Here is an 11399-nt window from a genome sequence, read left to right on the forward strand (position 1 = left end):
CTGCGCGCGAGGATGACGTCGGCGCCGCGGCCGATGGCCCGCTCCAGCCGCGCCCGCGCCGGGTGGACGGTCCGTCCGGCGCGCGCCTCGGTGGCGGCCATGCCGTGGAAGGTCTGCGCGAAGGGGATGCCCAGCTCGCGGGCGACGGCGCAGGCGGCGAGCCCGGCGATCCAGCCGTGCGCGTGCACGACGTCGGGGCGGCCCGCGCCGGACCAGCGTCGGCGCAGCTCGTCCGCCAGGTCGCGGACGTGGTCCAGGAGCTGCTCGTCGGTGAGCGGCTCGACCGGGCCGGCGGTCAGGTTGTACAGGGTCGCGCCGGGGGAGATGCGGGTCCGCGCGGGCACCTCGGGGGTGCAGCGCCGGCCGAAGACCGAGACGCGGTGGCCCGCGCCGCCCTCGTCCTCGGACCGGGCCAGGGCGCGGGCGAGCTCGCGGACATGCGACACCTGGGAGTCGTCGCTGCTGAAGTCGGAAGCGGAGACGAGGGCGATGTTCAGGGAGCGACGCATTGGGGACCTCCGGGTCAGCACACAAGTTAACCGGGAGGTATCTGCGTCGTAGACACCTGTGACAAGCAAGTGACCTGCACTGACACGCCCTCTTCGGGCTCCGGGCGGGGGGTTGGCTGTCCCCGCGCCGGTTCAGGCGGTCACAACGACCATAGTCCCCGAGCCGCGTCTCCGCCAAACGTGAGCGTGGTGGCTGTCACAATGAAAAGTGGCGAGTGGGGGAGTTTGCCATGACTTCGGGGTGAGGCGATCTCGGCCCGCAAATCGCCCTAAGAGCGAGATAACAGGTCATCTCCCGGCCTTGCGGAGGAACTCCGCCAAGGCCTCCCCATGGACTGAACCCGACCTGGGTCCGCCACGGAACCGTGGCCTCCGCGCCACCGTCCAACCGGCATGCCGACTCCCCGCTCTCTCGCCGCCGCGGCCTGCGCGGTGGCGGTCACCGCCGGCCTCGCGGCCTGCGGCGGCCAGGCGCCCCGGCCGCACGTGCTGCGCGGCGCCGTCCTCGACGTGGCGCCCGGCGACCCCCGCCCGCTCGGACGCGCCGACACGGCGTTCGGCTTCGGACTGCTCTCCGCCTGGTGCGCCGCCGACCCGAACGCCAACATCGTCCTGTCGCCGAGCAGCGTCGCCTCCAGCCTCGGCATGGTGCACCAGGGCGCGCGCGGCCGGACGGCGGCGGCCATGGCCCGGGCCCTGCACCTGCCGTCCGGCGACCTGCTGCCCGGCCTGCGCGCGCGGACGGCCGGGACGCGCACGCTCGACGGCGAGAAGGTGACCGTCAGGGTCTCCGACCAGGTCTGGGCCGACTCCGGCGTCCCGACCGACAAGGGATACCTGGACAGGCTCGCCACCGGCTACGACGCCGGGCTGAAGACCCTCGACTTCGCGCGCGAGCCCGAGGGCGCCCGCAAGGCGATCAACGCCCAGATCAAGAAGGACACCAAGGGGAAGATCCCCGAGCTGCTGCCGAAGGGCCAGGTGAAGCCCGACATCGGCTGGGTCCTGACCGACGCCGTCTACCTCAAGGCCGAGTGGCGGACCCGGTTCAAGCCCGGGGCGCCCGGCCGCTTCACGACCTCGGACAAGCGGACCGTCCAGGCGACGCTCATGAACGCCAAGAGCCACTTCGGCTACGCCCGCACCGCCGGATGGACCGCGGTCGACCTCCCCTACTCGGGCGGCAGGCTCCGCATGACCGCCCTGCTGCCCGACGCCGCCGCGTCCGGCTGCCCGGCCATGTCCGGCCCGACGTTCGACCGCCTGACCGGCGCCCTCGCGACCGGCCCCGACGTGGACGTCTTCCTGCCCAAGACCGACCTGACGTCCCGCCGCGAACTCACGCCGCTGCTCACCCGGCTCGGCATGGGCGTCGCGTTCTCCGACCAGGCCGACCTGCACGGCATCTCCCCGAAGGCCGGGAAGATCGGGTTCGTCCAGCACGCCGCCACGCTGCGGGTGGACGAGAAGGGCACCGAGGGCGCCGCCGCCACCGGGAGCGGCATCACGGCGACCGCCGCGCCCGCGCCGACCAGGAAGATCGAGGTCGTGTTCGACCGCCCCTACCTCATGGTCGTCCGCGACGCGAGAACCGGAGAGTCGCTGTTCATGGCCCGGGTCGCCGATCCCACCCGACAATGACCGGGTGATGCTCTGGTACGTCGCGTACGGCTCCAACCTGCACCGCGACCGGTTCCTCTGTTACGTCCGGGGCGGGCGCCCGGCCGGGGCCGCCCGCACCTACCCCGGCTGCCGCGACCCGCGCCCGCCCGCCGCCGACCGGCCCGTCCACCTGCCGGGCGGCATCTACTTCGCCCTCACGTCCCTGGTCTGGGGCGGCGGCATGGCGTTCTACGACCCCGCGCCGGACGGCGAGGCGCCCGCCCGCGCCTACCTGCTGACCGCCGGGCAGTTCTGCGACGTCCTCGCCCAGGAGATGCGCCGCGACCCCGGCGCCGACCTCGACCTCACGCCCGCCCTCACCACCGGACGCCAGACCCTCGGCCCCGGCCGCTACGAGACCGTCCTCAACACCGGCGAGCTGGACGGCCACCCCATGCTCACCTTCACCTCGCCGCACGGCGCCGCCGAGGCCGACCTCAACCCGCCGTCCGACCTCTACCTCACGATGCTCGCCGCCGGGCTGCGCGAGGCCCACGGCTGGACGCCCGAACAGGCCACCGCCTACCTGATGTCCCGTCCGGGGGCCCTTGGTACGGTTCGCCCATGAACGTCGGTGACGTGGTGGACGACTTCGAGCTGCCCGACGAGACCGGCGCGCCCCGCCGCCTCAGCGACCTGCTCGCGGACGGCCCGGTCGTGCTGTTCTTCTACCCCGCGGCCCTCTCACCCGGCTGCACCGCCGAGGCGTGCCACTTCCGGGACGTCGCCGAAGAACTCGCCGACCTCGGCGCCCGGCCCGTCGGCATCAGCGGCGACGCCCCCGCCAAGCAACTGGAGTTCGCGGGCCGGCACTCCCTCGGCTACCCGCTCCTGTCCGACCCCGACGGCGCCGTCCGGGCCGCCTTCGGCGTCAAGCGGGGCTTCGCCCTGGCCCCCACCCGCCGCCAGACCTTCGTCATCGGCCCGGACCGCCGCGTGCTGGAGATCGTCAAGTCCGAGGTCCGCATGAACGTCCACGCGGACCGGGCCCTGGCCGCCCTCCGCAACCTCTGACCCGACGGCGGCCCGTGCCGGCGCCGGTCAGACGCGGGGGAGGAGCACGGCGGACGGCCGGTCCGGCGCGTGGAAGATCTCCTGGTCGGCGGTGAGATGGTCGGTGGCGGTGCCGATGGGGGCCCCGGTGCCCGGATTCCGGGAGACGCGGGGATAGGCCCCGCTGCACACCTGGACCCGGACGCGGTGGCCGCGGCGGAACCGGTGCCCGGCGGGCCAGAGCTCGACCGTGATGCGGCGGACGCCCTCCTCGTCGGGATCGGGAGTGCCGGGCACCAGCCGCCGCATGCCCTCGCACAGGTTGACCGACACGCCCTCCTCGTCCACGTCGCAGAGGCGCACGACGAAGTCGGTGTGCTGCCGGTTCGAGCGGACGTACAGGTCGGCCGAGACCGGGCCGATGATCTCCAGGTGCTCGTCCAGCACCGGCGAGGTGAAGGTCAGGACGTCGCGGCGGCGCTCCAGCTTCGCCTGGTCGGCGACCGGATGGTTGTCGCCGAGCAGCGTCGGGCCGCCCAGGAACGGCGTGGGGTGCTCGGGGTCGTACCGGTAGCGGTCGGGCTCGGACTCGGGCGGCGCGTCCGTGGCCAGCGCGCCGTCCGGATGCAGGTGCCAGCGCTCCTCGCGCATGCCCGGCACGGGCCAGTCGGGGAAGTCGCGCCACTCGTTCGCGCCCGTGACGTACAGCCGGACCGGCAGCTCGCGCAGCGCGGACGGGTCGTCGAGCAGGTGCGCGCGGAACCAGTTCAGCGACTCGCCGACCGAGTCGCGCATCATCCGGCCGTCGGCGTGGAACCAGGGGCCGATGGTCAGGTACGGCCGCCGGCCGCCCGCCCGCAGCGCCGCGTAGTCCTTGATCTGCCAGGGCAGGAAGATGTCGTACCAGCCGCCGGTCATGTTGACCGGGGCGGACACCTCCGACACCGTCCGGGTGAAGTCGCGGCGGTCCCAGAACGGCGTGTCGGGGCCGTGGGTGAGCAGGTCCTGGAAGAACTTCTGCTGCGCGCCGGTCGCCAGCACGTCCAGCTCGGCCAGTGGCTTGCCGGACAGCGCCGCGCGGCGGGCGCGCCGCGGCGACATGATCCCGGTGGTCACCCCCGACAGCGGATGCTTCATCCGGGCGGTGAGGTCGACCCAGGTCAACGCCGCCTCCAGCGCGAACGTCCCGCCGACGTTCACCGCCTCCCGGAAGGACGACGCGGTGACCTGCATCGACAGCGCGCGCAGCTCCGGCCCGGCCTCGGCGGCGACCGCCCACTGCACGTACCCGAGGTAGCTGGGGCCGTGCATCGCGAACGTCCCGCCGAACCACGGCTGCCGCTTCAGCCACTCGATCGTGGCGAGGCCGTCCTCGCGCTCGTCGAGCGGCTCGAACACCCCGCCGGACCCGAACCCGCCGCGCACGCTCTGCACGACCGCCTGGAACCCGTGCGAGGCGAACGTCTGCCCGCACATCAGCCCGAACGGCCCGCGCCGCCCGTACGGCGAACGCACCAGCACGGTCGGCGGGCGCTCCACTCCCACCGGCGCGTAGTGGTCGGCGAGCAGCGTGACGCCGTCACCCGCCGGCACCTCGACGTCCCTGGTGACCTCGACCCGGTGGGGGCCGTTCCGCAGACCGAGCGCCGTGACCCCCAGGCGGCGCAGCATCCCCGTTCCTACCACCCGCCCGATCGTAATCCCCCGCACCGACGACCCCATCAGGCACTCCTCCCCAGTCCGGATGGTCTGCCCCAAGAGCCGCGAACCGGACGCGCGACGCGACTACGATCGATGCTTTGCCTGGAACGCCCGACGTGTGTGGAGGATGCCGGAGCATGCCTGAGTGGCCCGGTTGGGAACCGATCATCATCGCCGCGGCCGTCATGGCGGCGACCCTGGTGCTGGCCGTCGCGCTTCGCCTGTTCGCGAAGCGGCTGACGGCGCGCGCCGAGGACACCCGGTGGGCCTGGGACGACCTGGCCGCCCGCCTCCTGAAGGACCTGGCGCTGCCGCTCGGCGTGCTCGGCGGCGCCTGGCTGGCGGCCAACACCCTGCCCCTGCGGCACGGGACGATGGTCGCGACCGGCCGCGTCCTGACCGCCGCGACGGTCCTGTTCGTCTCGCTGGCGCTGGCCCGCCTGGTCGCCGGGATCATCGCGTCGGTCGCGCTGATCCGCCAGGGCACCGCCGCCAACGTCACCATCTTCACCAACATCAGCAAGGTCGTCGTGCTCGGCGTCGGCGTCCTGGTGATGCTGCAGAGCCTCGGCGTCTCCATCACGCCCCTGCTCGGCGCCCTCGGCGTCGGCGGCCTGGCCGTCGCGCTCGCGCTGCAGGACACCCTGGCCAACCTCTTCGCGGGCGTCCACGTCCTCGCGTCCCGCACGATGGAGCCGGGCGACTACATCAAGCTCAGCAGCGGGCAGGAGGGCTACGTCGTCGACATCAACTGGCGCAACACCTCCATCCGCACCCTGTCGGACAACATCGAGGTCATCCCGAACGCGACGTTCTCCAAGACGATCCTCACCAACTACCACCGCCCCGCGCAGGACATGTCCCTGCTGCTCCAGGCGAGCTGCGCCTACGACAGCGACCTGGACCACGTGGAGAAGGTCGTCATCGAGGTCGGCCACGAGATCATGGCCGAGGTCGAGGGCGGTGTGAAGGACGCCCAGCCCCTCGTCCGCTTCCACACCTTCGACGATTCCCGCATCCACTTCACCGTCATCCTGCGGACCGTCGAGTTCGGCGACCAGTTCCGCATCAAGCACGAGTTCGTGAAGCGCCTCCACCGCCGCTTCCGCCTGGAGGGCATCGAGATGCCCCCGCCCACCCGCAAACTCCTCCTCCCGAACCCCCGCCCCGACCACCCCCACCTCACCGACTGACAACCCCCACCAGCGGATTCCGGCGGCTCCCCAGAACCGAACGCGCCTACCGAAGCCGGTTGGCGCTCACCTGGTCGGCGCGAGTGTTTCGGCGCGCATGCCCGCTGCCGTCGGCAAAGCGTCCTGCGGAGCGACGTGGCGAGGCGTCCGTGACCGCGCTCGACTCGGCCCGGCGACGGTCACGACCAGGTGGGCGCCCTCGGCGTACGCGCGGACGCGGACGACGCCTCCGTCCGGGGAGTGATGAAGGCAGGAGCCGCCGAGGACGATGTCGGTGGCGCGGACCGGCCGGGCGGGAGCGCCGGCCGAGCAGGGACGCGCCGATCGTTGTCCGCGGTCAGGGCCGGACGGCGGGCAGAAGGACGTTGTCGACGAGCTCGGTGAGGAACTCGTCGGTGATGGCTCCCGCGTCGAGCGTGCAGCGGTACATGACCATGGCGGGGCCGGTCTCGGCGTTCATGGGCGTGGCGGCGGACGGCCGGACGTCGCCCCGCTCGACGCCGCGCTCCAGCGCGGCGAGGAGCAGCTGCTTGAGCGGACTGATCACACGGTCCCGGACGACGTCGCGCATGAGGTCCGTGGACTGCTCCCCGTCCTGCTTGAGGACCTGGAAGGCCGTCCCCCGGGTGGCGTCCACGACGCGCCGGTAGCAGGTCATCAGCTCCAGGAGGTCGTCCCGGATGTTGTCGTGGACGGGCATCTCGGCGGGCACCGGCAGGACGTGCTCAAGCGCGTCCGCGACCAGTTCCTCCTTGCTCGACCAGCGGCGGTAGAGCGCGGCCTTGCCCGTCTGCGCGGCCGCCGCGACCCCCTCCATGGTCAGCCGGATGTATCCGACCTCGGCCAACTGGTCGAGCGCGGCGTTCAGGATCGCGCTCTCCAGAGCCTCACCGCGCCGCCGCGTAGGCGTACTCACCACTCCCACCCTCCGATCGCTCCACCGCCCTAAAACGTACTCTCCGCCCCCACCCCGCCGCCCACCCACCACAACCCAGCCCGCCTCCCAGCACCCCACCCTCCAGCAAGGAATACCCGTGTGGCTCAACGGCACGGGCGGCGACGCCGCATAACAGGACCCCGACCGCCGCGGCCGAGCCCACAGCACTGCGCGCAGGCCGACGAGGAACTTGGTGGGCGTCAGGCATCAGTCAGTTCGCCCGGGCCGACCCCGTCAGCCGCCCCTTCGGACGTGAGGGGCGAACCTCGTCCGCCGCCCCCTTGGATGCCTGGGCCGACCTCGTTCGCCGGCCCCCTCAGGAACTGTGCCCTTGCGTTTACGAGCCTGGTCGGCCTCGTCCGAAGGATGCATCGGATCCCGCACCGCGACGGCCACCTCGGGTGGAGAACCGTCTTCGCTCGCCTCCGGCTTCGCTGCATCGGGCAGGTCACACCTTCGCGCACGGGCTGAGACCACTTCGCGAATGGTTCTAGCGCGGCCTCAGGGAGCGGCGTGCGGGGGAGTGCCCTGGATCGAGGGGCGTCGGCGGAAGGGACGTGCGGGGGAGTGGGGTGGCCGGAAGTGCTGTGCGCGGGAGGAAGGAACGGCGAAGAGGCGTAGGCGGAAGGGATGAGCGGCGGAGGGGCGTAGGCGGGAGGGATGCGGGCCTGAGAGGTGTGGACGGGAGGGATGAGCGGCGGAGAGGTGTGGGCGGGAGGGGTGTGGGGCTCAAGGATGCGGGCGGGACGGGCTTGGGGCTGAGGGTTGTGCGGGGCAACGCTGTGCGGCGCAGCGCTGTGCGAGGGGGCGCTGGGCGGGGGAGTTGCGTGTGGCGGAGAGGCGCTTGAGAGAGCAGCGTGCGGGCTTGGGAGGTGCGGAAACCGGGCGAGGGGGCGTGAGTCGAGGGCACACCGACGAGAGAAATAGTGAACGCAGGCGTTCCCTTTGTGGGGTTGGGGTGGTAGCTTCGGCGCATAGTGAACGCCACCGTTCCTTAAATCTGATCCTCTCGGAGGTCGTCTTGTCGACTGTTCCGGGCGGACGGGTGGGCATCGAGGAGATCCCGAACACCTCGTCGCCGCGTCCGTCGCCTGACTCCCCCCATCATCCCGGACTCGTGCTCGCGGTCATCGTCGGCTGCCAGCTCATGGTCGGGGTCGACACCTCGGTCGTCACCATCGCGCTTCCGGACGTCCGCGGCGCGCTCGATCTCTCCACGGGCGGGCTCGCCTGGGTGCAGAACGCCTACACGCTCGCGTTCGGCGGGCTTCTCCTGCTCGGCGGACGCGCGGGCGACATCATCGGCCGCCGCCGCGCGTTCGTCGGCGGGATCGTGCTGTTCACCCTCGCGTCGCTGCTCGGCGGCGTCGCCTCCAACGGCGGGGTGCTCATCTGCGCCCGAGCGTTGCAGGGCGCCGGGGCGGCGCTCGCCGCGCCCAGTGCGATGGCACTGATCGCCACCTTGTTCACCGGTGCGGCGCGGGTGCGTGCGCTCGGCATCTCCTCCGCGGTCACCGGAGCGGGCGGCGCGCTGGGGATGCTGCTCGGGGGCGTGCTCACGGACGTGTCCTCGTGGCGGCTGGTGTTCTTCATCAACCTTCCCATCGGTGTGGCGATCACGCTGGCGGCGCCCCGGGTGCTCACCGAGCTCCCGCGCCGCGCGGTCGGGATCGACGTCGCCGGTGCGGTGACCGGCACGGTCGGCCTGACGGCTCTCGTGTACGGGCTCGTCCGGACCGGCTCGGAGGGCTGGCGCGACGTACCGGTGCTGGCCGCACTAGGCGCGGCCCTCCTGTTGTTCGTGGCGTTCGTCCTGGTCGAGGCACGAGTACGGCATCCGCTCGTTCCCCTGCGGCTGCTCACCGACCGGCGGCGCGCGGGCGCGTTCGTCGTCCTGACGGCCGTGGCCTGCGGGATGTTCGGCGGCTTCTTCTTCCTCACCCAGTACATCCAGCAGGAGCTCGGGTACGGGCCGCTGAAGGCCGGGGCCGCGTTCCTCCCGATCGTGGGCACGCAGTTCGCGGTGGTGCGCCTCGCGCCGAGACTGCTCGGACGGTTCGGCGCGCGGACGCTGGTGACGACCGGCGCTCTGCTCGTGACGCTGGCCATGCTCTGGCTGACCGCTCTCGACCCGGACCAGGGCTACGCCACCGGACTCCTCGGCCCGTTTGTGCTGTACGGCGCCGGCGGCGGTCTCACGGTGATGCCGCTCATGGCGACCATTCTGGGCAGTGTGACGCCGGAGGACTCGGGAGCCGCCGCCGGTGTCGCGCAGACGGTGCTGTGGTCCGGCGCGAGCCTCGGAGTGTCCGTCATGGTGACGGTCTTCGACGCGATCGCCCCCCGCTCGGGCGGGCCCGCCGCCACCGACGCCCTCGCCGGGACGTTCGTCACCGGAGCGGCCTTCGGCCTGGTCGCCTCGCTCATCGCGTTCCTCACCCTTCGTTCGGCACGGCCGTCGGACTGAGCCGACGTCCACGATCGGACCGGCACCGGCGACGCCCGCCATCGGACGTCCCGGTGCCTCCATCGTGCCCAGCCGTCACCCTGACGGGAAAGCCGAAGGGCTGACTGTGGATAACCCACTGAAATGCCTGGTCAGACGGCATCCCGAAACCGATGCCAGGGGCGGCTCTCCAGATCTCCGCGCCGCTTACGGAGAAGGCCGTGAGGTGACCGGGGCGCACGACTCAGCCCAAAGAAGAATGCTCGTCATTGGCTACGCCGCTCACCATCGGCAATCAAGACAAGTCCGCGTCCGACCGTTCGGTAGGGCGCGTGCGCCGCTTCTCGTCCGGCGCAGATGCCCGGTCACGCCTCGCGGCGGCTGCTCTCCGCGACGCGCTCCGCGCTCCGGTCAGCGTGCCCGTTCGTGGACCAGTCCGCCGCGGCCATCCGGCTGCCCAGGCTGTCGTCGCGGTACTTCAGGTGCTTCTCCAGCGCCACCAGCGACCCGTGGTCCGGGAAGGTGTGGAAGCGCACGTCGTCCGCGAGCGCGCGCATGATCTGCAGGCCGCGTCCCGACTCGGCGGTCGGCGCGGCGCCCTTCTCGGCGGCCTCGACGGCCTGGATGTCCACGCCCCGCCCGGAGTCGATCACCCGGATCATGCACCGCTCGTCGACGATGGTCAGCCGCACGGTGTACTCGTCGCCCGCTCCGGCGTGCCGGATCACGTTCGTGCACGCCTCGGTCAGCATCAGCTCGATGTCGTCGCAGATCGACTCGTCCACCCCCAGGGCGGCCAGTGACGCGTTGAGCAGCCGCCGCGCGGCCGGGACGCTCGTGCTGTCCCCGGGCAACCGCAACTCCAGGTTGATCTCCACGTTGCTCAACGCCTCCCCGCGCGTCGTCGGCCTCACGGCTGTATCGGTCGTCTAAGGCCTGCCCTCACCCCGGGCCCCAAACCTGTCCCTGCCTCCACACGGCCCATACGCTCCCACCCCGAGGGGGCCTCAGGGCGGACCGCCACACCGCGGACGAGCAGGTCAGGACGCGTGCGGCGCGGGTGCTCCCGGGCGCGGTCCGGTGGGCCAGTCATCACGTTCGACGAGGCGCAGGACCAGGGCGGCGATGTTCCAGGCGTCATCCACGCCGCTGTGGTGGCGTCCTTCGAGCGGAAGGCGGGCGTGCTTGAGAGCGCCCGCCATACCGAGCTTCTGCGGAAGGCGGTGCGCCTCGGACCACAGGGCCTTCACGTTCACATGACGACGGCCGAACGGATACCGGACGCCGACGGCCGCCGTCTGCCGCTCGAACTGCTTCCGGTCGTAGTCGCCCCAGCTCGCCCACGCGCGCGTATGAGCCCAGTGCTCGCGCTCCAGGAGCGCGCACGCCTCGGAGAACGAGACGCCGGTGTCCACCTCGTCCTGGGTGAGACCGGTCAGCCGCGTGCAGAACTCGCTCACCCGCGACCGCTGGGGACGGACCAGTACGCGGTGCCTTTCGACACGCTCGCGCGCGGGGACGTCCACCACGCAGAGGCCGATCTCGATGATCTCGTTGACCTGGCCCGGCGGACGGGATCCCTCCCAGCAGGTGGCCTCGATGTCGACCACGTTCACGTAGCGCCCGAAATCCTCCATGCGCGGCACCGTAACGGCGGACGGACGTCGTCCGCGACCGGATATCCGCTGCCGGCCGGCCGCTCAGCCGCGCCGGCGGAGCGGCGCGTAGGAGTCGACGTACTCCTGCCCCGACAGCTTCTGGATGGCCTGCATGACCTGGTCGGTCGCGTGCCGGACGGCCTCGCGGTCCCGCTCCTCGCCGGTGAACGTCATCGGCTCGCCGAACCGCACCTCGACCTTGCCCGTCTTCGGGAGGTACTTCCCGTGCGACCGCAGCCGGTCGGTGCCGACGAGGGCGACCGGGACGACCGGCGCGCCCGTCCGCAGCGTGAGCCGCCC

Annotated in this window: 11 protein-coding genes; 5 read left to right on the plus strand and 6 right to left on the minus strand. The window is 72.1% G+C overall.

Features of this window, described 5'->3' with window-relative positions:
- A partial coding sequence (locus AB0J52_RS12955; protein WP_500181768.1) for a glycosyltransferase occupies positions 1-509 on the minus strand: 509 nt, incomplete at its 3' end.
- A 393-nt stretch (positions 510-902) separates the two neighbouring features.
- On the opposite strand from AB0J52_RS12955, the gene AB0J52_RS12960 reads away from it, so the two are divergent.
- From AB0J52_RS12960 to AB0J52_RS12970, 3 genes are read left to right on the plus strand one after another with little or no spacing between them, the layout of a single operon-like run.
- Positions 903-2150, plus strand: coding sequence for a serpin family protein (locus tag AB0J52_RS12960; protein WP_500181769.1), 1248 nt, complete (start codon positions 903-905; stop codon positions 2148-2150).
- A gap of 7 nt (positions 2151-2157) precedes the next feature.
- Entirely contained in the window at positions 2158-2739 is a 582-nt protein-coding gene (locus AB0J52_RS12965) for a histone deacetylase (RefSeq protein WP_500181777.1), read from the plus strand.
- Positions 2736-3185: a peroxiredoxin gene (locus AB0J52_RS12970; RefSeq protein WP_500181770.1), complete on the plus strand. Its 450-nt coding sequence runs from the start codon at positions 2736-2738 to the stop codon at positions 3183-3185. The genes AB0J52_RS12965 and AB0J52_RS12970 overlap by 4 nt, the downstream gene beginning before the upstream one ends.
- Before the next feature lie 27 nt (positions 3186-3212).
- Here AB0J52_RS12970 and AB0J52_RS12975 read toward each other — a convergent pair whose 3' ends face one another.
- Positions 3213-4835 (minus strand): CocE/NonD family hydrolase, encoded by a 1623-nt coding sequence (locus AB0J52_RS12975; RefSeq protein ID WP_500181771.1) that lies wholly within the window; start codon positions 4833-4835, stop codon positions 3213-3215.
- A gap of 167 nt (positions 4836-5002) precedes the next feature.
- Between AB0J52_RS12975 and AB0J52_RS12980 the strand changes: the two genes are divergently transcribed.
- Positions 5003-6058, plus strand: coding sequence for a mechanosensitive ion channel family protein (locus AB0J52_RS12980; RefSeq protein ID WP_500181772.1), 1056 nt, complete (start codon positions 5003-5005; stop codon positions 6056-6058).
- 337 nt (positions 6059-6395) lie between these two features.
- Here AB0J52_RS12980 and AB0J52_RS12985 read toward each other — a convergent pair whose 3' ends face one another.
- Complete coding sequence (locus AB0J52_RS12985; RefSeq protein WP_500181773.1) at positions 6396-6974, minus strand: TetR/AcrR family transcriptional regulator; 579 nt, start codon at positions 6972-6974, stop codon at positions 6396-6398.
- Positions 6975-8016: 1042 nt separating this feature from the next.
- On the opposite strand from AB0J52_RS12985, the gene AB0J52_RS12990 reads away from it, so the two are divergent.
- A complete protein-coding gene (locus tag AB0J52_RS12990; protein ID WP_500181774.1) occupies positions 8017-9462 on the plus strand; it encodes an MFS transporter in 1446 nt (481 codons plus the stop codon).
- A gap of 344 nt (positions 9463-9806) precedes the next feature.
- Here the strand turns inward: AB0J52_RS12990 and AB0J52_RS12995 are convergent, their stop codons facing one another.
- The 3 genes from AB0J52_RS12995 to AB0J52_RS13005 all read right to left on the minus strand — a co-directional run.
- Complete coding sequence (locus AB0J52_RS12995) at positions 9807-10319, minus strand: ATP-binding protein (RefSeq protein WP_500181778.1); 513 nt, start codon at positions 10317-10319, stop codon at positions 9807-9809.
- A 162-nt stretch (positions 10320-10481) separates the two neighbouring features.
- Complete coding sequence (locus tag AB0J52_RS13000; RefSeq protein WP_500181775.1) at positions 10482-11078, minus strand: 3'-5' exonuclease; 597 nt, start codon at positions 11076-11078, stop codon at positions 10482-10484.
- A gap of 63 nt (positions 11079-11141) precedes the next feature.
- Positions 11142-11399 (minus strand): lysophospholipid acyltransferase family protein (locus AB0J52_RS13005; protein WP_500181776.1); only part of this gene is annotated, 258 nt, incomplete at its 5' end.

The sequence above is a fragment of the Spirillospora sp. NPDC049652 genome (assembly GCF_040675125.1).
Classification (GTDB): Bacteria; Actinomycetota; Actinomycetes; order Streptosporangiales; family Streptosporangiaceae; genus Spirillospora.